The sequence below is a fragment of the Ruegeria sp. SCP11 genome, assembly GCF_040329455.1.
Lineage (GTDB): Bacteria > Pseudomonadota > Alphaproteobacteria > Rhodobacterales > Rhodobacteraceae > Ruegeria > Ruegeria atlantica_E.
On sequence record NZ_JBDZYG010000013.1, the window covers coordinates 87826 to 109502 of the forward strand.

Genomic DNA, 21677 nt, shown 5'->3' on the forward strand with positions numbered 1-21677 from the left:
CGTTTTCCTTATTTCACAGCGCCGAAAGTCAGGCCGCGGACAAGTTGTTTCTGGCTGAACCAGCCAAGGATCAGAATTGGTGCAATCGCCATGGTCGAGGCCGCGCTGAGCTTGGCAAAAAACAAACCTTCCGGGCTGGAGTAGCTGGCGATGAAGGCCGTCAGGGGCGCCGCGTCGACAGCGGTCAGGTTGAGGGTCCAGAACGCCTCGTTCCACGCGAGAATGAAGTTCAGCAAAACAGTTGAGGCGATGCCGGGGATAGCCATGGGTGTCAGCACGTAGAGGATTTCCTCTTTCAACGTCGCCCCGTCCATCCGTGCGGCTTCCAGAATTTCGCCGGGGATTTCGCGGAAGTAGGTGTAAAGCATCCAGACGATGATCGGCAGGTTGATCAGCATCAGGACAACGACCAAGCCGCCGCGCGTGTCCAGCAGACCCAGCCGGATGAACAGCAGGTAGATCGGGTAGAGAACACCGACCGCAGGCAGCATCTTGGTGGACAGCATCCAGAGCAGAATGTCCTTGGTGCGTTTCGACGGCACGAAGGCCATCGCCCATGCGGCAGGCACCGCGATGATCACACCCAGAATGGTCGATCCACCCGCGATGATCACGGAATTCCACAGGAACCGCATGTAGTCCGAGCGTTCCTGCACGATGGCATAGTTCTCAAGCGTCCAGTCGAAGTTCAGGAACAAGGGCGGGCTGGCGATGGCCTGTGCTTCGGTCTTGAAGCTGGTCAGGATGGTCCAGAGGATCGGGAAAAAGATCAGTAGTCCAACTGCCCAGGCAATGGCGGTGTTCAGCGATTTGCGGCGGGTTGTGACGGCGCGGGCCATGGTCGTTCCTCCTCACGCGTCCAGGTTTTTGCCAACGATGCGCATCAGGAAGATCGCAACGATATTGGCAAGGATGATGGCGTAGACACCTCCGGCTGATCCTAGGCCGACGTTCTGGCTTTCCAGTACGCGCTGGAAGATCAGGTAGGTGAGCGTACGGGTGCCGAATGCGCCGCCGGTGGTCACGAAGATTTCGGCGAAGATCGACAAAAGGAAAATTGTCTGGATCAGGATCACGATGGTAATCGCGCGGCTCAGGTGCGGCAGGACGATGTGATAAAAGCGTTTCAGCACCGGTGCACCATCCATTTCCGCCGCTTCCAACTGTTCACTGTCCAGCGATTGAATTGCGGTCAGCAGGATCAGCGTTGCGAAGGGCAGCCACTGCCATGAGACAATCATGATGATCGAGGTCATCGAAGCCTCTGATAACCACGAGATCGGCTCGGCCCCGAAAAAGCGCCACAGATGCGCAAGCAAGCCGTTCACCGGGTCCATGAACATGTTCTTCCAGACCAGCGCGGATACGGTGGGCATTACAAAGAACGGGGCGATTACCAAAATTCGGACAACGCCTTGCCCCCACATGGGTAGATCCAACAGCATTGCCAGAAGGATGCCCAGTACAACGGTAATCACCAGGACACCACCGACAATCAACAGCGTGGCCTGTACGGCGGGCCAGAACGAACTGGAAGACACAAACCGGACGTAGTTATCGAACCCGACCCATCCCAGATCACCGCCGCGCAGGGGCAGGTATTTCTTGAAGGAAAAGTACAGGGTCATCGTCAGGGGCACGAGCATCCAGCCAAGCAGCAGGACCACTGCGGGTGCCATCATCAGGCGAGCCACTGATCGGGAATGTTGGGTTGCCATGATGCAAGACCTCTCTGTTCAGGCGCATACCAGCCTGCGAGAAAAACATGGGTTGTGGAAGGGTAGAGCGGGGGGCAGACCTCTGCCCGCCCGCGGGGAGAAGCCTTCAGTACCCTGCGGCTTCCATTTCTTCGGCGGTGAAGGCCTGCGCTTTTTCCAGCGCCTCTTCGACCGATTGCTGGCCGGCATAGACCGCCGAGAATTCCTGACTCACCTGTGTGGCGATGCCTGCAAATTCCGGGATCGCGGCAAACTGGATGCCAACATAGGGCACCGGTTTTACAGTCGGATTGTTCGGGTCTGCTGACAAGATCGAGTCCAGCGTCATCTTGGCGAACGGCACTTTTTGATACTCGGGGTTCTCATAGAGCGAGGTGCGCGCGCCCGGCGGGACGTTGGCCCAGCCTTCGTTCTCGGCCACCAACTCGATATAGTCCTTAGACGTGGCCCATTCGATGAACTGTTTGGCTGCATCCTCTTGCTGAGTGCCCGCTGGGATGGCCAGCGCCCAGGCCCAGAGCCAATTGGATCGTTTGTCAACGCCGTCCGCGTTCGGAGCCAGCGCAAAGCCGACTTTGTCCGCAACGGTCGAGTCGTCAGGATTGGTCACGAATGAGGCCGCAACAGTGGCGTCGATCCACATCCCGCACTTGCCTTGCTGGAATAGCGATAGATTCTCGTTAAAGCCGTTGGTCGCATAACCAGCAGGTCCGGATTCTGCCATCATGTCGACGAAGAAGGTCAACGCCTCGTTCCATTCGGGCTGATCGAACTGAGGCTTCCAGTCCTCGTCGAACCAGCGCGCGCCGAAGGAGTTTCCGGTCACTGTGATAAAGGCTCCGCCCTCACCCCAACCGGCCTTGCCGCGCAGGCAAATGCCATTGATGTCGTTATCACGGTCGGTCATCGCGGCGGCCGCTTCGCGGATAAATTGCCAGGTCGGCGCGTCAGGCATTTCCAGACCAGCTTTTTCCATCAGGTCCGTGCGATACATCACCATCGAGCTTTCGCCGTAGAACGGGGCTGCAAATAATGTACCGTCGTGGCTTAGCCCGTTGCGCATCGCGGGCAGAATATCCTCTACATCATATTCGGCAGACATGCCTTCCAGCGGCACCAGCCAGCCATTGGCGCCCCAGATTGGGGTTTCGTACATACCAATGGTCATAATGTCGAACTGGCCACCTTTGGTGGTGATATCTGTGGTCACGCGCTGGCGCAGCACGTTTTCCTCAAGTGTCACCCATTCGACGTCGATGCCGGTCGCCTCGGTGAATTTGTCGGTATAGCCCTGCATCCGGATCATGTCGCCGTTGTTCACAGTGGCGATGGTGATGGATTGCGCATGGGCCGCTGCCGTAGCGACGAAAGTCAGCGCGGTCGCCGCACGAAGTGCGTGTTTCAGATACATCCCTGTCCTCCCTGAGCTTGGATGCTGTACAGAGAGCCTAGTTTAATAATTGTCGCGCCGTCAATAAAAACTTTACGCGCGTTAAATTTATATCGTTAAGCGGAATCCCTTAGAACCAACCGTGCAGGGAAGAGAGTTTCTGTCCGGTTGTCAAATTTCCCCCCACTTTCAATAAGTTCGAACAACGTTTCGACGCTTCGCGCCGCCACGTTGTCATAATCATGCGCCGCAGTTGTCAGCGACGGACATGTGAACTTTGCAAAGGGATGGTCGTCATTCGAAGCCACCCGCAATGTGCAATCTTCCTTTCGCCCAATCCGAATCCCCTGTTCGTAGCAGGCCGCCAGAAAGCCGATAGCCAGCCGGTCGTTGCTGCACAGGACCGAATTTGTGCGTAACCCGCGACTATCCAGCACTTTCAACGCACCCTGCCGGCCAATTTCTTCGAATGCCCAGCCAGTGCCTTCGATTTTGATGATATGCGGCTCAAAGCCTAGGCGCTCCATCACGTCAACATAGGCTTTGCGCCGCTTGTTGGCATTGGGGTTTGCGGGTGTGCGCATCTCAAAAAAAGAAGGCGGTTCGCCGGTGCGGGTCATGTATTCCACGGTCTGAGATACAAAGCTGAAATTGTCGGACCCGATAAACGCCGCGCCCAGACCGTCGAGGTTACTGTCGAACAGAACCGTTGGCACACTAGTGCAAAATTTTTCAATCGCTGACTTGTCAGAGATGCGCCCCAAAGGCGCCAGTAGCACTCCGGCGGGTTTCATGGATTGCAGGCTGTCAAGAATGTCCTTCTCTAGCTTCTTCTCACCATGAGAACTGAACAGAGAAGGGCGATACCCAGCCGCAATACAACTTTGTTCCAGATAGCGTGCGATTTCGGCAAAAAACGGATCGGCCAAGTAGGGTACAACGATACCGACATTCTTAGTTAGTTTACGGTTTTGGTTCACGGCATAGATGTTGGGGCGGTAGTCGAACCGTTCGAGCGCTTCTTCGATGCGCGCCCTTGTTGTGGGCCGGACGCTGTCCGGATCGTGGAAATACTTCGAAACCGTCGGCCGGGATATACCGCTGAGCGCCGCGAATTCTTCCATGTTTTTTATCTTGGTCATGCGAATCTGCCTGCGGACCTTCACCGTCTTGATCTTATCACAGCTTTACATATTCTTTGCGCGCGACAAGAAATCAATAGCCATCGAAGGGCCGGGAAGCCGACGCTGCGCAGGGGGGTCTTCATGTATCTCGGGATTGATGTCGGAACGTCGGCCATCAAAGTTGTCTGCGCGGATGTGTCAGGTATCTTGGCCGGGGCGTCGGTTGACCTTGAAACAAGCTCACCTCAGCTGGGATGGTCGGAGCAGCACCCCGACATCTGGTGGCGGGCCGCATGCAGAGCCTTGCAGCAGCTTGGTGAGCGTGTTGCTCTGACGCATGTGAGAGCCATTGGTTTGTCCGGGCAGATGCACGGCGCTGTCCTGCTTGACCGGGAGTTGCAGACGATCCGCCCGGCTATCTTGTGGAACGACAGCAGGGCTGTGCGTGAGTGCGAGGACTTGAGCAGCGCCTTGCCGAACATCGGCCAAATCGCTGGCGTATTTCCCTTACCGGGGCTTACCGCCCCGAAGATTTCATGGCTGAAACGGCACGAACCTAAAAGCTACGCCCGTATCGCCCACATTCTCTTGCCCAAGGACTATATCGGCCATTGTCTGCACGGCGAGCTGGTGACAGATGCCTCGGACGCCGCTGGCACATTATGGCTGGATCAGGACGCGCGAAAATGGTGCAGCGAGATAGCCGAAGCGACCTACGTTGACATCAACTGGCTGCCGCAGGTTTTTGACGGTCATCAAATTGTCGAGACGGTAACGGGGAAAGCTGCCGCTGAGACCGGGCTGAACGCCGGCATACCGGTTGTGGGGGGAGGCGGTGACGCTGCCACTGGCGCAGTTTCCTTGGGGGCTACCGAGCCGGGGCGGGGGTTCGTTTCTCTGGGTACGTCAGGTCAGTTATTCGTGGCCGATCGCACATACAAGCCAAACCCCGAGCGCTTTGTGCACGCCTTTGCGCATACGCTACCGGGGCGCTGGTACCAGATGGCTGCTATGCTGAATGGTGCACGCCCAATCGCGTGGATCGCAAGGCAGCTTGAGCTCTCGCCGGCCGAAGTTGTCGCATTGGCTGAAACGGTCCGCAGTGACCGGGTGCCAATATTCCTGCCATACCTTACTGGTGAACGCAGCCCTCATGGGGATCCGCATGTCCGGGCCGGGTTCTTCGGCCTTGAGGACGCCACGACACGTGCGGAGATTTGCCGCGCGGTGTTGGAAGCCATCGCTTTTAGTTTCGCGGACGCCGCTGAAAGCTTTGGTGATACCATGAATGAACTTCCCGAATTGGCCGCGATCGGTGGCGGCAGTCGGTCGGATCTGCTGCTTGGTTTGATAGCGTCAGCAACCGGCAAACCAATCGTGCGCGCGGACGGGGCGGATACCGGACCGGCCTATGGGGCGGCCCGGCTAGCAGCGTGCGGCGATCACGTGCTAAGCATCAGCGACCTTGCTACCCGACCTGCGGAAGCCAACAGATTTGAGCCCACGCCAATAGGTGCGATGTCCGACCGGCTGCATCGGTTTCGTGCGCTCTACACGGCGGTCAGTTCGGTTGGCTAGGCATCCGCGGCAAGCAGATCGCTAGCCTTTTCGCCGATCATGATCGCAGGTGCATTAGTATTGCCGCTGACGATTTCGGGCATGATCGAGCAATCAGCCACGCGCAGGTTCGCAATCCCGTGGACTTTCAGTTTCGGATCAACAACCGACCCTTCTGAGGTGCCCATCGCGCAGGTTCCGGTGGGGTGATAGATCGACGCCGTGTTCGATCTGGCCCAATCCAGCGTGCCCTCGTAGTCGTCGACGTTCAGCTCTGCCGTAGGGCGGAACTCTTCGGAAATCTTAGAGGCCAGAGGGTTCTGCTTGGCGATATTGCGCGCGATGTTCACACCGTCGACAATGGTCCGGCAATCCGTTTTAGTGGACAGGTAGTTCGGGAAGATTTTGACATGTTTAGACGGATCTGGCCCGTCTAGGCGCAACTCTCCCCGGCTTTCCGGTCGTAGCTGACAGACCGACATAGTGAAGGCCGAGAAGGGATGCACGCCTTCGCCTGGGCTGTCGGCGGACCAGGGTTGGACGTGAAACTGGATGTCGGGTGTTTCGACGTCGGGCCGGGTCTTCATGAAGCCAGTTGCAAGACTGGCCGCCATGGTCATTGGCCCTGCACGGAACAGAGCATACTTCAGTGCGATGCGGGCCTGATTGAACAGGCTGCGGACCTCATCATTCAGCGTGGGTTCATTGCACTTGAAAACAAGGCGCGCCTGCAAATGATCCTGCAAACCCTTGCCTACGCCGGGTAGGGCGTGCAGCGGTTCGATTCCGTTTTCCTTGAGATGATCAGGGTCCCCAATCCCCGATAGCATCAAAATCTGGGGTGAGTTGATCGCCCCGCCGGACAGAACGATCTCGCGCCGAACTTTCAGGGTATGCTCGGCACCAGAGCGGTCCCGGTAAACCAGTCCGGTTGCCCTTTTCCCATCCAACACCACGCGCGTCACCAGAGCGTTGGTTATGATGTTGAGGTTCTGACGACTGCGGATGGGTTTCAAGTAGGCCACGGCGGCACTGCAGCGGCGACCGTTGCGAGTGGTCAGTTGGAAATAACCGACGCCCTCCTGTTCGGCGCCGTTGTAGTCGGGATTGAACGGGTAGCCTGCTGCCTGTGCCGCGGCAACCCACGCGTCGCAGATGGGCCGTTGAATGCGCATATTGGATACGGATAGAGGCCCGCCGACGCCGTGAAATTCATCCTCGCCCCGCTCCTGATCCTCGCAACGTTTGAAAAGGGGCAGGACATCGTCCCAACCCCAACCCTCATTGCCCATTTGACGCCAGCGGTCGTAGTCCTCTTTCTGACCGCGTACATACAGAAGTCCGTTTAACGACGATGATCCGCCCAGCACCTTTCCGCGTGGCCAGTCGATGGATCGCCCGTTCAGACCCGGGTCAGGTTCGGTTCGGTAGCACCAGTCAACCGAAGGATTGTGCATGGTTTTGAAATAGCCAACGGGGATGTGAATCCACGGGTTGGTATCGCGGCCTCCTGCCTCGAGTAGTGCAACGGTCGCGTTGGGGTCGGCGCTCAGCCTATTGGCAATGACACAGCCCGAAGACCCCGCGCCAACAACTGCATAATCCACTTCCATGACCGCCTCCTCACAACGTCGTTGAAAAAAACTCTATGCAAGATGCAAGAATTATACTAGCCTTTTTTGATACAAAACGTCTCAATAATTGCAATAAGGGAGGTAAGCAATGGAGATCGGTCGGAAACTAAGTGGTATTTCGCGGCGGGATTTTTTCCGCGTGGCCGGGCGTTATGGCATGAGCTCGACACTGCTGGCAGCAGGCGGGTTCGGCGGCGCAATGAGCCTGGCGAATCTGGCTCAGGCTGCCGAATCAACCTATGAAAAACGCTTTTCGAAAGAGCCTAAGCACACGTTGAAATTTGGGGCCTCGGGCTTCAACACCCGCAACCTGCTGATCGAGCGCGCGGGCGCGATCGAATTTGCGCGCGATCTGGAAGAGCGCACAGACGGTGAGATTCGCATCGAATTCATCGGTGACAACCAGATCTGTGGACAGCTCAGCTGTGTTGAAAAAACCCAGCAGGGGATCGTCGATATCTATGCGGCCTCGACCCAGAACTCGGCCGGTGGCGCGCCTTACTTGAACGTGCTGGACTATGCTTACATGTTCCCCAGCCGTGCGGCGCAGTATCATTTCTTCTATAGCCCGGCGAGCCAGCGCATCCTGCGCGATCCGCTGGAAAAACGTCACGGGCTGAAGTTCCTGTTTACGCATTGCGAACTGCGTGGCCTTCAAATGGGCGCGAACTTCGCCGATAAGCCAACCGTCACCAAGCTGGAAGAGCTGTTTGGCACCAAAAACCGCGTGACGGGCACCCAGCTTGGCCGAATCGCTATGCAGCTGCTGAACCTGAACCCGGTGCCGGTGGCGTGGGAGGAAACGCTCGATGCGCTGAAAACCGGTCTGATCGATGGCGCGGAAACATGGGCCTCGGCTGTAGCTTATGCCAACATGGCGCCGGTGGTTTCGCAGTCGGTGAACCTGAAATTCTTCTGCGGTACCGAGCATACGTCAATGTCTTCGAAGGTCTTTGATAGCCTGGGCGGAGAACTGCAGGATGCGGTCATGGAATCGTCCTACTTCACGCAGGCGCTTATCCAAGGCGCGAACGAGGCCGCGCTGCTAAATACGGTTGGTTTCTCGGAGCCGCAACTGCCGAACACGATCTTCGCCGAAAACGGCGTGCGCCCGGCCTTTCTGGCCGACGACCAGATCAAGCTGGCCGAGGAAATGTGTGCCCCCAACTACAACCCCGAGCCGTGGGCGCAGTGGCGCGAGCGGATCAACAAATGGGCCGGTGGCATCGACACCTATCAGGAGATCTATGACATCGCGCGTGAGATTCCCGCTGATACTATCGCGGAAAACGTCGAGCCACGCCGCTGGTGGAGAGGCGAGGCCTAACCTAAGCTTAATACGAACCGGCCCGTGTGGGCCGGTTCCTCTAAACACTGACTGGGAGGACGGGGTTCATGTCATTTTGGGCAGATGTCGGCGCGATATTCAGTGCGTTGCTCACTTTCGATTCATTCGAGATTCAATCCGCGCTGGAATCTGACGCAACTTGGGTTGTTGGCGCAATCGTCTCGGCGTTAGGTGGGCTCCTCATCATGTGGATTTATCGGAAGGTGCCGTTTGTCGAACGCCACTTTGAACGCGCCGTGATGGTCTATTCCTACCTTGCGATTGCCTTCATCATCTTCTGGGGGGTGATCGATCGGTTTGTGTTTAATGATCAAGAGCCTTGGTCCACTACCATTCCTCCACTCCTCTTCATGGTGATGGCGTGGTTTGGCGCGTCTTATAACGTGCGGCTGCGAACCCATCTGAGCTTTAGCGAATTCCGCACTTCGATGCCGCGTGGAGGGCAGCTGGCCTGCCTGTTTCTGGACGCAGTGCTTTGGTACATCTTCGCAGTGATCGTCATCGTGACCACCACTCGGCTGGTGGCTCTGTCGGCGTCGAACTTTCAGATCGTTCTGGGCACCGACAATATCATGCAGTGGTGGTTCCTGCTGGCCGCGCCGCTGTCGTTCTTTCTGATGGTCGGGCGCGTGTTTCAGAATCTCGCTGATGATCTGCACAACTGGAAAACTGGTGAGCCGCTCATCAAGCAGGCCGTGATCGGAGCAGACTAATGACAGACGGAACAATGGTCACACTGATCTCGCTTGGGGTCACTTTTCTGTTCATGTTGGGCGTGCCGGTGCTGCTGGTGATCGGCTATTGGGTCATCGGATGTTCCTTTGTCCTTGGCCTGACGCTGGACAATATGGGGGCCGAACTGTTGAACGTGTTCAACAAGGGCTTTGCTCTGCTGGCGATGCCGCTGTTCATCCTGACCGGCGACCTGATCAACAAATCGGGCATTGCGAGACGACTCAGCGATTTCGCCTACGCCTGTCTGGGCTGGATACGCGGCGGACTGGCGATGGCATCGCTTGGCGCTTGCGGATTGTTCGCGGCGATTTCTGGATCGAACTCGGCCACGACGGCGACCATCGGCTCGATGCTGCACCCCGAGATGGTCAAAGGTGGCTATGACGAGCGGTTCAGTGCCGCAACCGCTGCAGCGGGCGGTACGGTGGGGATCATCATTCCACCGTCCATTATCTTCATCGTCTACGGCTTCCTGATGAACCTGCCTATCTCCGAGCTGTTTGTGGCCGGTATTCTACCGGGCGCGCTGATGGTCTTTGGCATGCAGTTTGCCTGCTGGATCATCTGCCGCATGAATGGCTGGGGTCATCTGATCCCGTTGCAACTAAATCGGGTGCTCAAAACCGCGTTCGGAGCGTGGTTGGGTTTCTTTGCTATCGGACTGGTGCTTTGGGGCATTTATACGGGCAAGTTCTCCCCCACCGAAGCGGCGGGTGTGACTGTGGGCTTCTGTGTCATCGCCGGGTTGGTCAGTTACCCGATCAACCGCATCATGGGTGCGCGGAACGACATTCCGCCGACCGAAAAGACCTTTGCCGAGATGTTCGTAGTCGAAGGGTTCACGATCCCCGAAATCCCTTCGATCGTCATCCGCTCGGCCCAGATCACCGGCATCCTCGCGCCGCTGATTGCGATTTCGGTGGTGATGCAGCAAATCCTGTCTCTGCTAGGGGCGCAGGAAACCATCGGGAACTTTGTGACCTCAATGGGCGGCTACCACGCGGTTCTGTTCACCTCGATGGTGATCGTCTTCTTCTCGGGCATGGTGCTGGAAAGCCTGCCGGTGACCATCATCCTCGCGCCGATCCTTGCACCGATTGCAGCCTCGGTGGGCATCGATCCGATCCATTTTTCGGTGATCTTCCTCGTTGGGGCTTCAATCGGCTTCATCACGCCGCCTTACGGCCTGAACCTCTATGTGGCCTCCGGTGTGACGGGTGTGCCCTACTTCCGGTTGCTGCGCTATACGGTTCCCTATCTGGCGGCATTGCTGTCAGTGTGGATTTTGGTGTCGCTGGTGCCCGATCTGGCCTTGATCCTGCTGCCGAATAACTAGACTGTGGCAGGATGGCTGAGACGGACACACAAGAAAAAGAGACTCAAATCCCAACCAACCTGCGCCTTCTGCTGATCCTGGAAGAGGTCGCGCGGCGCGGGGTGGCCGTCAAACCGTCGGACCTGATCGAGGCATTGGGTCTGGCCAAACCCACCGTTCATCGCCTTTTGCAAACGGCCGAAGCCGAGGGGTTCCTGCAACGTGACCTTGACGGCCGATCTTATGGTCCGGGGCGGCGTTTGCGGTTGCTGTCGGTCAACACCATGTCCGCCGAACATCTGCGCACTGCGCGCCTTGCGATACTGCGCAGTGTGGCCGAGGAAGTGGGCGAGACCTGCAACCTCGCCATTCCGGACCGTGAAGGGATGATTTATCTGGACCGGGTAGAAACCAAATGGCCCTTGCGGATTCAGTTACCGGTCGGAACTCAAGTGCCCTTCCATTGTACTGCGAGCGGCAAGATGTACCTGTCAACGCTGCGCCAGAAAACGCTGGATGGTTTTTTGTCAGCGGGGAATCTGCACCCGCAGACCGAGCATTCACTTACAAACTCCGATGCGTTGCTGGCTGAAGTTAGGCGTATTTCCGAGAACGGATATGCCACTGACGATGAGGAGTTCATGACAGGTATGGCGGCCCTTGCGGTACCCGTTCTGGACGGGCAGGGCAGGTTGGTAGCTACTTTGTCGGTTCACGCCCCGACACAACGGCACGATGTTTCCAGCCTGATGTCGTTTCTGGAAACACTAAGGCAAGGTGCGAACAAACTTTCGGGCCTTCTCATTGAGTGACTTACACGAACGAGGAAATTGCTACGAATTTACGGTAGGTTGAAGTACTTGTTGGGCAAGTTATGACGCGGGTCGACGCAATCCGAGAAGTTCGAACTTGCAATTTGTCTGGGCAGCTACAACTCCAATCAACAATATAGACAAAACTCCAGCCGTTACTGAATGTAGCGATCTAGTACTTACAACGTCGAGGCTACGTACGATACACGGTGTGAACCGCTCCGGGTTTTCCGGAGTGGTTCAGTTTCGTTGGCATCTTAGGTGATACGCCTCTGCAACATCAGTGTGCGCTTAGCCTGTAGCAGACAAACATCACCGAGGAACTGCATCGGTGAAGCTTCTCTCAGTCTGGAAAATGACTCAATAAACCAGCGCTTAGTGTTTCTTCCGGATCAGCCGGTGAACTCACTGCAAATTTGCCTGTCGTCGGCTGGCCTATGTCGATCTTTGTAACAGGGTCATTGCCTTCTGGCAGAGGCTCTTCATGAAGATGAGCGCAAGTGCAAATTGTGCAATTTGGGGTGCCATCGTGATTGTAGTTGTGCTGGGAGCCATAAGCCGCGGAACAAGCAATAGCGGGGCTGTCCAATGCTAGGTTCAGGATGCATTGATTTCCGTTGCGCTGCATGATTCACGGCTTGGAAAACGGAGCGGTGATGTGAGCGACCTTCTTTGGCTGACCAATGAGCAGATGGCCAAGCTTTCTCCTTTCTTTCCGCGGTCGCATGGCAAGCCCGGGTCGATGATAAGAGGGTGCTGATTGGGATTATCTTTGTCAATCGCAATGGATTGCGGAGGCGTGACGTTCCCAAGGAATACGGGCCGCACAAAACTTTTACAGCCGGTGGAAGCGTTGGAGCGAGACAGGTATCTTCACGCGGATGATGGTCGGCTTGGCTGCCGAACACGGCGAAGAAAAGACGGTCATGATCGACGCGACCTATCTCAAGGCACACCGCACCGCGACCAGTATGGCCGCGAAAAAGGGGGCGTGGCCGTCTGATTGGTCGAACAAAGGGCGGCAAGAATACCAAACTACGCGCTGTCTGTGACAGCCAAGGGCGGCCGCTCAGCCTTTTTGTCACTGCGGGGCACGTCAGCGATTTCATCGGTACTCGGGAATTGCTCAGGAGTATACCATATGTGGACTGGCTGCTCGGGGTCGGGGCTATGATGTTGACTGATTCCGAGATGCGTTGAAAGACAAAGGGATACGCCCCTGCATCCCAGGTCGAAAGCAGCGCAAGACGCCGTTCAAGTACGACAAGCGCAGATGCAAACGGCGAAACCGCATAGAGATTATGTTTGGCAGGCTAAAGGACTGGAGGCGCGTGGCCACTCGCTATGATCGCTGCCCCAAGGTCTTCCTCTCCGCGATCGCCCTCGCAGCAATTGTCATCTACTGGTTATGAAACCTGACTCTAATGCAATGAAAATGCTATGAAGGTCAATGGTCAAAGCTTGCGACAGATCCCCTATTACCTCTCGGCTCGGCGCCAGGTGAAGAGTTTCAAGTTCCCTCACGGTTGGAAGTCCGAGCTTCAAAGGGCGCAGCGTGGTTGGAGCAACTGTATTGGCGCGGAAGTCAGCGTGTTGGTCGGCAAGTGGACTTGGCGCTACAGGTGGTACGGGTACTTGCGCCAGAGCTTCGTCACGCGGGGCTCTGCTCCAAATCCCGCCATGACCGGTATGCTATGCTCGCTGCTGTTCAGCTATTAATGACGTTAATGACGCGACAATTGGTGGCCGTATCTATTGCGATGCGTCGTGATTCTACAGCACGAGATAGGCTACGCATGGCATTCCCTGGTCAACGTAATTTATTGGATCAGCTAGTTCACCTTTCATGCAGTTCGCCAACCCCGGCGAAAGATGATCGCATAGTTTAGAAGGCCTGGTTCCCGGCACGAAAATCCGACAACACAACGAAACCCGATTTTCTGGCGGCGGCGAAAAATGCAATCGAACAACTCGGTGTAAATGCGGACCCCGCGGAGTTGCGCCGATGTGCGGATCGCACCCTCGAGAAAAGCCGCCGCTAGCTGTGGATATCCGAGAATTAAGGGCACAAAATCGGGTCAAATGTCCCAGAATGTATCTGCGTCCAGTAATTTGGCGCCCTTTTAGTAAGATTGATCGAAGTTAAAAATACTCCTACTCAGAACTCCGCAGGAAACAGTATGCTCGCTGTGACTTCAAAACGACGAAGGAGTACAGGCACTGATTACCTTGCATGGCGTATCACCGGCGTTTCGAAAACGATGTGGCAATATGCTCGAAAAGTAATATGCGTCTCCCGGGCTGAGCACCCTGGACTGCCCGTCCACTGTAACTTCCAGTCGACCTTCTATGACAACCGCGCATTCCTCACCTTCATGGGACAACTCTGCTCGGCCGGAATCCGCACCGACATCGTACTCCTCTATCAGCATCTGCAACTTCCGATTTCGGCGCTCGCCAGCGACAAGCAGGTAGGAAACACCAGATGATCCAAGGTCGCGCATGCCGCTGTGGGGGAAATAAAAGCTGTCCTCGTTTTTGAGTTCGAAGCTGAAAAAGAACCCTAGATTGACATCAACACCTGCCAGAATCTTTTTGAGCAAGGCCACAGACGGTTGTGTCGATCCGCTTTCGATCTGGGAAATCGTGCCGCTTCCTACCCCAGCCCGTTTGGCCATCTCGCGCTGGCTAAGGCCTTTTGAGGTTCGAATCAATCGTAGCCGCCGGGCAGTTTCCAGATCGGACATCGAAGAGTCAGCCATCGTGATTTCCTGCTTTTGATCGAAAGCACATTAGGTTCAGCCGTTCTGTTTTTCAATGACTTACAGATTCCCATAAAGCCGGGTGTGCGGACAGTACGAACTCTGCAAGTATCTTACATCAAATGGAAATCTTCTTCACGAGGAATAGACGTGCTCGATCAACCCAACACAATGTCATCATTCTGGATGCCGTTTTCGGCCAATCGTGATTTCCTTCGCGAGCCCCGCATGATCCAGTCGGCTGAAGGGATGTACTACACCAGTTCCGATGGCCGTAAGGTGATGGACGGCACCGCCGGACTGTGGTGCGTCAATGCGGGTCACCGTGATCCGCTTATCGTTGAGGCGGTACAGAAACAGGTGCACGAGCTGGATTACGCACCGAATTTCCAGTTTTCTCACCCACAGGCGTTCGAACTGTCAGGGAAACTGACTGCAATGATGCCGGACGGGATGAACCACGCCTTCTTTACCAACTCGGGATCCGAGTCAGTGGATACGGCGCTCAAGATCGCGCTGCATTATCACCGGATGCGCGGCGATGGAGCGCGCACACGTTTGATTGGGCGTGAGCGTGGATATCATGGCACTGGTTTCGGCGGCATTTCCGTTGGCGGCATCGTCAAGAACCGCATGCATTTCGGCACTCTTCTGACCGGAGTTGATCACCTGCGTCATACGCATGACCTGGAGAAAAACGCATTCTCCCGCGGTTGCCCGCAACATGGGGCAGAATTGGCAGACGATCTGGAGCGCTTGGTTGCCTTGCATGACGCCTCGACCATTGCGGCTGTGATCGTTGAACCAATGGCCGGTTCCACCGGTGTTCTCCTGCCGCCGAAAGGTTATCTGAAGCGGCTGCGTGAGATCTGCGACCGACATGACATCCTGCTGATCTTCGATGAAGTGATCACCGCATTCGGTCGTCTGGGTTCGGCAACGGCATCAGAGTATTTTGATGTCAAGCCCGACATTATCACGACCGCCAAAGGCCTGACCAACGGCGTTATTCCAATGGGTGCGGTCATTGTATCCGACAAGATCTATGCATCGGCTATGGAAAACGCCGATGCGCCGATCGAACTGTTCCATGGTTATACCTATTCCGCAAATCCGGTGTCCTGTGCCGCAGCGCTGGCGGCTTTGGAAAGCTACAAACAGAACGATTTGTTCCGCCGTGCCGCCCTGTTGTCTCAGCCTTGGGAAGATCAACTTCATAGCCTCAAAGGCCTGCCGAATGTCATTGATATTCGCAATCTGGGCCTTGTCGGAGCCATCGAACTTGCGCCGCGTGACGGCGCTTCGGGCGCGCGGGGCTATGACGCCATGAAGCGTGCCTGGGACGCTGGAATCATGATCCGGGTCACTGGTGACATCATCGCCCTGTCGCCACCGCTGATCATCTCGGAACCTGAAATAAAGACACTCTGTCAAACACTTGGAGAGGTATTGGCTGACCTGCCATAACCCTGACCGCTAACCCTAAAAAGGACTGACATCATGAAAGATGCATCCCCGATCACTTTGATCGGCCACTACATTAATGGCCAAATCACTGTTACGTCCGGCGAAAAAACCCAGCCGGTGTTCAACCCGGCGACCGGAACGCAAACCGGCGAGGTGTCGCTGGCGACTGTACAGACAGTTGACGATGCGGTGGCTGCTGCCAAAGCCGCGTTTCCTAAGTGGTCTAACACGCCTCCAATCCGTCGCGCCCGTCTGATGAACAATTTCCTGGCTCTGGTGCGCGAGCATAAGGACGATTTGGCCCGCGCCATCACGGTCGAGCACGGCAAGGTGTTCACTGACGCGCAGGGTGAAGTTGAGCGTGGCATTGATATCATCGAGTTTGCCTGCGGCATTCCGCAACTCCTCAAGGGCGATTACACCGAGCAGGTGTCCACTGGCATGGACAACTGGACCACGCGTCAGGCGTTGGGCGTTGTGGCCGGAATTACTCCCTTCAACTTCCCGGTCATGGTGCCGATGTGGATGTTCCCGATCGCCATCGCCGCAGGCAATACCTTCATCCTGAAGCCGTCGCCGACCGACCCGTCCGCAGCGTTGCTCTACGCAGATCTGATGCAGAAGGCCGGTTTCCCTGATGGCGTGTTCAATGTCGTTCAAGGTGACAAGGTCGCCGTGGACGCGTTGCTGGAAAATGACGACGTCAAGGCCGTGTCCTTCGTCGGTTCAACGCCAATTGCCAACTACATCTACGAGGTCGGTGCGCGACACGGAAAGCGCGTTCAGGCTTTGGGCGGCGCAAAGAACCACATGCTGGTGATGCCCGACGCCGACATGAACAAGGCAGCCGACGCATTGATCGGCGCGGCCTATGGCTCGGCCGGAGAGCGCTGCATGGCAATCTCGGTTGCCCTTCTGGTTGGCGATGCCGCCGACAAGCTGATGCCGGTTCTGAAGGAGCGTGCCGAGACGCTGAAGGTCAAAAACGGCCTCGAACTGGACGCCGAGATGGGTCCGATCGTAACGGCCGCTGCGCGGGATCGGATCAAGGGCTACATCGACTCCGGTGTCGAAGAAGGTGCTGATTTGCTGGTCGATGGCCGCGACTATACCGTCGAAGGGCACGAAGAAGGCTATTTCCTAGGCGGCACGCTGTTCGACAATGTCACGCCGGACATGAAGATCTACAAGGAAGAGATTTTTGGCCCGGTTCTGTCCTGCGTCCGAGTCTCGAACTTCGCTGAAGGTCTGCAACTGATCAACGACCACGAATTCGGCAACGGCGTATCGCTGTTCACTCGTGACGGCAACGTTGCGCGCGAATTCGGCAAGCAGGTTCAGGTCGGCATGGTCGGCGTCAATGTCCCGATCCCGGTTCCAATGGCCTGGCACGGCTTTGGCGGCTGGAAGAAGAGCCTGTTCGGCGACATGCACGCCTATGGCGAAGAAGGCGTGCGTTTCTACACCAAGCAGAAATCCATCATGCAGCGCTGGCCTGAAAGCATCTCGGAAGGTGCCGAGTTCGTCATGCCAACGGCAAAGTGATCATCCGGCCAAAGGAGTGAAAAGCATGTTCATTGGTGTTCCGAAGGAAATCAAGAACCACGAATATCGTGTAGGTTTGACCCCCGAGAGTGTCGCGGAACTGGTTTCGCATGGTCATAACGTCATTGTCGAAACCAATGCCGGGGCTGGCATTGGTGCGGATGACGAAGCCTATCGCGCCGCTGGTGCCGAAATCGCCGCAACTGCAGCTGACGTCTTTGCCAACGCTGAGATGATTGTGAAGGTGAAGGAACCTCAGGCCGTCGAACGTGCCATGCTGCGCGAAGGTCAGATCCTTTACACTTACCTGCATCTGGCACCCGATCCTGAGCAGACCAAAGATCTGGTTAACTCGGGCGCGGTCTGTATCGCCTATGAGACCGTCACCGACGACAATGGTGGTCTGCCGCTGTTGAAACCGATGAGCCAGGTTGCCGGTCGCATGTCGATCCAGGCCGGCGCCAGCGCCTTGGAAAAGGCAAAGGGTGGCCTGGGCGTGCTGCTGGGCGGCGTGCCGGGTGTGAAGCCGGGCAGGGTCGTTGTCATTGGCGGCGGTGTCGTCGGATTCAATGCGGCCCAAATGGCCGTAGGTCTGCACGCAGACGTCACTATTCTGGACCGCAACCCGACTGTTCTGGAAAAGTTGGAAAATCACTTCGAAGCGTCAGCAAAAGTTGTCTATTCGACCAAAGCAGCGCTGGAAGAAGAAGTGACCAACGCTGATCTGGTTGTTGGCGCGGTTCTGATCCCGGGTGCTGCTGCGCCCAAGCTGGTCACGCGCGAGCTGATCTCGAAAATGAAACCAGGCGCGGTTGTTGTGGACGTGGCCATCGATCAGGGCGGCTGCTTTGAAACGTCCAAAGCCACCACTCACGCAGAGCCCACCTACGTTGTCGACGATGTTGTTCACTACTGCGTCGCCAACATGCCGGGCGCGGTCGCGCGCACGTCGACCTACGCACTCAACAACGTCACGCTGCCACACGCTTTGGCCATTGCCAACAATGGCTGGAAGCAGGCGCTTGCAGACAATCGTCACCTGATGAACGGCCTGAACGTGGCCAACGGCAAGGTGACCTACAAGGCTGTGGCCGATGATCTCGGATACGAGTTCGTCGCCCCGGAACTTTGCTGATCTGAAGCAAATAAGCGCCCGCTCCAGCATGCTGCTGGGCGGGTGTTACTCGTCAACAAGGAGGAGATCTAGATGAGTTTCAATAAGTTTACCAAAGGTATGGCCGCAGGCGCGCTGAGCGTGTTGATGTCAACGGCCGCATTCGCGGAAGACATGACCCTGCGCTTTGCCGGCGTGTTCCCGATCGATCACCAGGGCACGAAGATGATGGAACAGGTTGCGGCAGATGTTGCAGCTGCGGATGTCGGCCTGAAAGTTGAAGTATTCCCGGCGAACCAGTTGGGTTCGGGTGAAGCGCTGTTCGAAGATGTCGCCCGTGGCAATATCGATCTAGCATCGGCGTTCATCTATGCCGATACCGATCCGCGTCTTGAGTTTCTGTCCATGCCGTTCCTGCTTGGAGGATGGGATGACATGGAAAGCACGCTTCTCAACATGGACTCCGAGTTCAACTCCATCCTGCAAGAGATCACTGACGAATACGGTGTGCGCGTCATGGCGCAGAACCCTGAAGGGTTCATCGGCATCGTCGCGTCGCAAGAGCCCGATAACTGGAACACCTTCGACAACAAGGGCATGAACATTCGTGTTTGGTCATCCAGCGTTGTGAAATCGATGGTTGAAGAACTGGGTTTCCAGGCGACAACCATGGCATGGGGTGACATCTTCCCCGCGCTTCAGGCCGGTATCGTTGATGGCGCGATCTGCTGCACCAAGACCGCAACCTACTCGATTTTCGCCAAGTCGGATGTTGGAACCCACTTTGTCGAATACAACTCGATCTCGGAACTGACAACTTTCTACGCTTCGCAGCGCACGCTCGACAAGCTGAATGACGAACAGCGTGCAGTGCTTCAGGCAGCGATGACCAAAGCTTCGGAAGACTTCTTTGCTTACAACCGGGAGAATGACGAAGTATTCGGTCAGAAACTGCTGGATAAAGGCTACACCATCCTGCGTCTGAGCGACGAAGAACAGGCTGCGATGGCCGCTCATGTTCAAGCGACAGTATGGCCTGGGATGGCACAAAACGTCGGCCAGGACATCATTGACCGCCTGCTGGCAGCTAAAGAACAACAATAAACACTAAAAGAAGGGCCAGCACATCAGTTGGCCCTTCTTTGTCTTTGGCTCAACAAAGGGAGGGAGAAAGATGACTAGCTCGGAAGCTGACCGTCCATTGGTCGTCGAAAGCGCAGAAAACAAGACTTCGCAAAAAATCACCGACGAGCTGCCAGTTGTTATTGGGTATCCGTTGAAAGCAGTGGCATTTGTCATGAGACAGATCGTGATGTTTTCCGGCTTCTTGATGGCATTCACTTTTGGGGCCGTTGTTGTCATCCGATATGGATTTGGCGGCGATCTTTTTGCCTATGAAGAATGGCTTCTGGGTATCAGCATCATCGGCTTTTTCGCAGGCGCCGTTCTGGCATCTGCGCGCAATCTACATATCAACGCGGATATTCTGGGCATTGTGATCCAAAACCCCCGGTTGATCTGGTGGCGCGGCTTCGTCGTTCTGACGATTGAGGTGCTGGTGATCCTGTTTCTCATGTATGCCTGCTACGTCTCTTTGCTTGATGACTTCTCGTTCCCCCGGCTGCGCGCAACCCCGGTGCTGCGTATCCCGTTTGTGACCTGGCGGATTTGTATCATGATCGCCTTTGGCTTCATGGCAACGTTCACGGCTGCATATTTGTACGTGCATATCCGTAAGGGCCTGGGTCTGCCCCTGAGATCAGAAATGCAAAAAGGAGAAATCCAATGATCATCGGAGGAAGTCTCCTAATCGTCTGCCTTATGCTGCTGTTGGGCGTCAGCGTTTATGTGGCATTCGGAGCTGTTTTGATCTTCATCGCCATGGTCGGAGATCAATCGATCACCGGCTATCTGCCGACCGGCTCAACGGGCATCCGTTCCCTGGTGCTTCTGGCGATCCCGCTCTTCATGATCGCCGGCGGCATCATGGAAAAGGGTAAGATCGCAGCCCCTCTCGTCTCGTTGGCTGAAATGTTCATTGGCCATATCAAAGGTGGTCTGAGCGCTGCGGGCGTGCTGGCCTGTGGTGTGTTTGGCTCCATTTCCGGTAGTGCAAATGCAACGCTGACCTGTATTGGCGGCATCATGATGCCTCACCTGAAAAAGGCCAATTACCCGGGTGGGCAATCGGCAGCGCTGATTGTTGCGGCAAGCCCGCTGGGCCTTTTGATCCCGCCAAGCTCGACGATGATCCTGTATGGCTGGGTTGCACAGCAACACGTTCTGAAGTGCTTCTTGTCCACGGTGTTGCCGGCGTTCATTCTGATCACGCTGCTGATTGTGGTCAATCAGTTCATGCTGCGGAAATACGACGACATCAAGCTGACAGAACGCCCCAAGCCATTCCTGCCAACCTTTGGAGTACAGACACGCCTGGCCGGACCGGCCCTGATGATGCCCCTTATCATTCTGGGAGGGATTTATGGTGGCATCATGACACCCACCGAAGCCGCCGGTATCGCTGTGGTCTACTCGATCCCGATCGCGATCTACTTTTACCGGGGACTGACCTGGAAGACCTTGGCGCAAACCATCCAGAATTCAGGGGTCACGATTGGCGTGGTCATGGTCATGATCTTCATGGTTTTGATCGTGTCGGACAACCTGATCGCGCAAGGTGCACCTCAACTGGCAAAACAAATGGTTTATTCGGTATCGGATAATCCGATTGTGGTCCTGTTGATGATCAACATCGTGTTGATCCTGATCGGGATGCTGATGGATGACATTTCGGGTCTGCTTCTGGCGACACCGATCTTGCTGCCTATCGCACAGAGCACCGGCATGGATCCGGTCCATTTTGCGGCTGTAATTGGTGTGAACCTGGGTATGGCGAACATTACACCACCCACAGCGCCGTTGCTCTATCTTGGTGCTCAGGTCTGTGATGAACCGGTATCGCGCATGCTCTGGCCGACTTTGATCTTCATCATCTTCGCCTGGCTTCCGACGCTGATGCTCACCACCTTTGTCCCGGAGTTGGCTCTCTACTTGCCGGACCTCCTGCTGGGCAGCAGGTAACTGCTTGATAGTTCGACAATATCAGGCACAGCACCGAAGATCGCACCCCATTCCGCGGATTGGGGTGTGTGAGAT

18 protein-coding genes and 1 pseudogene are annotated in these 21677 nt (G+C 56.1%); 13 read left to right on the plus strand and 6 right to left on the minus strand.

Features of this window, described 5'->3' with window-relative positions; translation table 11 throughout:
- Positions 1–8: 8 nt before the first annotated feature.
- The 4 genes from ABLN94_RS18645 to ABLN94_RS18660 form a co-directional block, all read right to left on the minus strand.
- Positions 9–839, minus strand: a complete 831-nt coding sequence (locus tag ABLN94_RS18645; protein WP_352995268.1) for a carbohydrate ABC transporter permease — start codon at positions 837–839, stop codon at positions 9–11.
- A 12-nt stretch (positions 840–851) separates the two neighbouring features.
- On the minus strand, positions 852–1718 hold the full coding sequence (locus tag ABLN94_RS18650; RefSeq protein WP_352995271.1) for a carbohydrate ABC transporter permease: 867 nt from the start codon (positions 1716–1718) through the stop codon (positions 852–854).
- Positions 1719–1824: 106 nt separating this feature from the next.
- On the minus strand, positions 1825–3129 hold the full coding sequence (locus ABLN94_RS18655) for an ABC transporter substrate-binding protein (RefSeq protein ID WP_170494450.1): 1305 nt from the start codon (positions 3127–3129) through the stop codon (positions 1825–1827).
- A 95-nt stretch (positions 3130–3224) separates the two neighbouring features.
- On the minus strand, positions 3225–4250 hold the full coding sequence (locus ABLN94_RS18660; RefSeq protein WP_352995274.1) for a LacI family DNA-binding transcriptional regulator: 1026 nt from the start codon (positions 4248–4250) through the stop codon (positions 3225–3227).
- Between the two features lie 123 nt (positions 4251–4373).
- Here ABLN94_RS18660 and xylB point away from each other — a divergent pair, with 123 nt between their 5' ends.
- Complete coding sequence (gene xylB / locus ABLN94_RS18665) at positions 4374–5810, plus strand: xylulokinase (protein ID WP_352995276.1); 1437 nt, start codon at positions 4374–4376, stop codon at positions 5808–5810.
- Here the strand turns inward: xylB and ABLN94_RS18670 are convergent.
- Positions 5807–7402, minus strand: a complete 1596-nt coding sequence (locus tag ABLN94_RS18670; protein WP_352995278.1) for a GMC family oxidoreductase — start codon at positions 7400–7402, stop codon at positions 5807–5809. The genes xylB and ABLN94_RS18670 overlap by 4 nt on opposite strands.
- A 109-nt stretch (positions 7403–7511) precedes the next feature.
- Here ABLN94_RS18670 and ABLN94_RS18675 point away from each other — a divergent pair, with 109 nt between their 5' ends.
- The 6 genes and pseudogenes from ABLN94_RS18675 to ABLN94_RS18700 all read left to right on the plus strand — a co-directional run bounded on the left by ABLN94_RS18675 (position 7512) and on the right by ABLN94_RS18700 (position 13352).
- Complete coding sequence (locus ABLN94_RS18675) at positions 7512–8750, plus strand: TRAP transporter substrate-binding protein (RefSeq protein WP_170494441.1); 1239 nt, start codon at positions 7512–7514, stop codon at positions 8748–8750.
- A gap of 68 nt (positions 8751–8818) precedes the next feature.
- Entirely contained in the window at positions 8819–9484 is a 666-nt protein-coding gene (locus tag ABLN94_RS18680; protein WP_170494438.1) for a TRAP transporter small permease, read from the plus strand.
- Positions 9484–10842 carry a TRAP transporter large permease gene (locus ABLN94_RS18685; RefSeq protein ID WP_170494435.1) on the plus strand — a complete coding sequence of 453 codons (1359 nt, stop codon included), beginning with the start codon at positions 9484–9486 and terminating at the stop codon, positions 10840–10842. Before ABLN94_RS18680 ends, ABLN94_RS18685 begins: the two co-directional genes overlap by 1 nt.
- Before the next feature lie 11 nt (positions 10843–10853).
- Positions 10854–11633 carry an IclR family transcriptional regulator gene (locus tag ABLN94_RS18690; RefSeq protein ID WP_352995283.1) on the plus strand — a complete coding sequence of 260 codons (780 nt, stop codon included), beginning with the start codon at positions 10854–10856 and terminating at the stop codon, positions 11631–11633.
- 658 nt (positions 11634–12291) lie between these two features.
- Positions 12292–13045 (plus strand): annotated as a pseudogene (locus tag ABLN94_RS18695) (IS5 family transposase).
- A 28-nt stretch (positions 13046–13073) separates the two neighbouring features.
- Positions 13074–13352, plus strand: coding sequence for a hypothetical protein (locus tag ABLN94_RS18700; RefSeq protein ID WP_352995286.1), 279 nt, complete (start codon positions 13074–13076; stop codon positions 13350–13352).
- A 476-nt stretch (positions 13353–13828) separates the two neighbouring features.
- On the opposite strand, the gene ABLN94_RS18705 is transcribed toward ABLN94_RS18700, so the two are convergent.
- Entirely contained in the window at positions 13829–14380 is a 552-nt protein-coding gene (locus tag ABLN94_RS18705; RefSeq protein WP_352995288.1) for a cupin domain-containing protein, read from the minus strand.
- 186 nt (positions 14381–14566) lie between these two features.
- Between ABLN94_RS18705 and ABLN94_RS18710 the strand changes: the two genes are divergently transcribed.
- The 6 genes from ABLN94_RS18710 to ABLN94_RS18735 all read left to right on the plus strand — a co-directional run bounded on the left by ABLN94_RS18710 (position 14567) and on the right by ABLN94_RS18735 (position 21602).
- Positions 14567–15862, plus strand: a complete 1296-nt coding sequence (locus tag ABLN94_RS18710) for an aspartate aminotransferase family protein (protein ID WP_417750534.1) — start codon at positions 14567–14569, stop codon at positions 15860–15862.
- Positions 15863–15895: 33 nt separating this feature from the next.
- On the plus strand, positions 15896–17407 hold the full coding sequence (locus ABLN94_RS18715; protein WP_352995291.1) for a CoA-acylating methylmalonate-semialdehyde dehydrogenase: 1512 nt from the start codon (positions 15896–15898) through the stop codon (positions 17405–17407).
- A gap of 25 nt (positions 17408–17432) precedes the next feature.
- Complete coding sequence (ald, locus tag ABLN94_RS18720; RefSeq protein WP_352995293.1) at positions 17433–18542, plus strand: alanine dehydrogenase; 1110 nt, start codon at positions 17433–17435, stop codon at positions 18540–18542.
- Positions 18543–18614: 72 nt separating this feature from the next.
- Positions 18615–19625: a TRAP transporter substrate-binding protein DctP gene (gene dctP, locus ABLN94_RS18725; RefSeq protein WP_352995296.1), complete on the plus strand. Its 1011-nt coding sequence runs from the start codon at positions 18615–18617 to the stop codon at positions 19623–19625.
- A gap of 70 nt (positions 19626–19695) precedes the next feature.
- Positions 19696–20310: a TRAP transporter small permease gene (locus ABLN94_RS18730; protein ID WP_352995299.1), complete on the plus strand. Its 615-nt coding sequence runs from the start codon at positions 19696–19698 to the stop codon at positions 20308–20310.
- Positions 20307–21602 carry a TRAP transporter large permease gene (locus tag ABLN94_RS18735; RefSeq protein ID WP_352995302.1) on the plus strand — a complete coding sequence of 432 codons (1296 nt, stop codon included), beginning with the start codon at positions 20307–20309 and terminating at the stop codon, positions 21600–21602. The genes ABLN94_RS18730 and ABLN94_RS18735 overlap by 4 nt, the downstream gene beginning before the upstream one ends.
- The last annotated feature ends 75 nt before the right edge of the window (positions 21603–21677 follow it).

Excerpts from the sequence above, each read along its gene's own strand:
- ald (WP_352995293.1), top strand. The coding sequence starts at position 17,433 with ATGTTCATTGGTGTTCCGAAGGAAATCAAGAACCACGAATATCGTGTA.
- ABLN94_RS18715 (WP_352995291.1), top strand. The coding sequence starts at position 15,896 with ATGAAAGATGCATCCCCGATCACTTTGATCGGCCACTACATTAATGGC.
- ABLN94_RS18670 (WP_352995278.1), bottom strand. The coding sequence starts at position 7,402 with ATGGAAGTGGATTATGCAGTTGTTGGCGCGGGGTCTTCGGGCTGTGTC.
- ABLN94_RS18680 (WP_170494438.1), top strand. The coding sequence starts at position 8,819 with ATGTCATTTTGGGCAGATGTCGGCGCGATATTCAGTGCGTTGCTCACT.
- ABLN94_RS18655 (WP_170494450.1), bottom strand. The coding sequence starts at position 3,129 with ATGTATCTGAAACACGCACTTCGTGCGGCGACCGCGCTGACTTTCGTC.
- ABLN94_RS18710 (WP_417750534.1), top strand. The coding sequence starts at position 14,567 with ATGTCATCATTCTGGATGCCGTTTTCGGCCAATCGTGATTTCCTTCGC.
- ABLN94_RS18735 (WP_352995302.1), top strand. The coding sequence starts at position 20,307 with ATGATCATCGGAGGAAGTCTCCTAATCGTCTGCCTTATGCTGCTGTTG.
- ABLN94_RS18730 (WP_352995299.1), top strand. The coding sequence starts at position 19,696 with ATGACTAGCTCGGAAGCTGACCGTCCATTGGTCGTCGAAAGCGCAGAA.
- ABLN94_RS18645 (WP_352995268.1), bottom strand. The coding sequence starts at position 839 with ATGGCCCGCGCCGTCACAACCCGCCGCAAATCGCTGAACACCGCCATT.
- ABLN94_RS18675 (WP_170494441.1), top strand. The coding sequence starts at position 7,512 with ATGGAGATCGGTCGGAAACTAAGTGGTATTTCGCGGCGGGATTTTTTC.
- ABLN94_RS18685 (WP_170494435.1), top strand. The coding sequence starts at position 9,484 with ATGACAGACGGAACAATGGTCACACTGATCTCGCTTGGGGTCACTTTT.
- ABLN94_RS18690 (WP_352995283.1), top strand. The coding sequence starts at position 10,854 with ATGGCTGAGACGGACACACAAGAAAAAGAGACTCAAATCCCAACCAAC.
- ABLN94_RS18700 (WP_352995286.1), top strand. The coding sequence starts at position 13,074 with ATGAAGGTCAATGGTCAAAGCTTGCGACAGATCCCCTATTACCTCTCG.
- ABLN94_RS18660 (WP_352995274.1), bottom strand. The coding sequence starts at position 4,250 with ATGACCAAGATAAAAAACATGGAAGAATTCGCGGCGCTCAGCGGTATA.
- ABLN94_RS18650 (WP_352995271.1), bottom strand. The coding sequence starts at position 1,718 with ATGGCAACCCAACATTCCCGATCAGTGGCTCGCCTGATGATGGCACCC.
- dctP (WP_352995296.1), top strand. The coding sequence starts at position 18,615 with ATGAGTTTCAATAAGTTTACCAAAGGTATGGCCGCAGGCGCGCTGAGC.
- ABLN94_RS18705 (WP_352995288.1), bottom strand. The coding sequence starts at position 14,380 with ATGTCCGATCTGGAAACTGCCCGGCGGCTACGATTGATTCGAACCTCA.
- xylB (WP_352995276.1), top strand. The coding sequence starts at position 4,374 with ATGTATCTCGGGATTGATGTCGGAACGTCGGCCATCAAAGTTGTCTGC.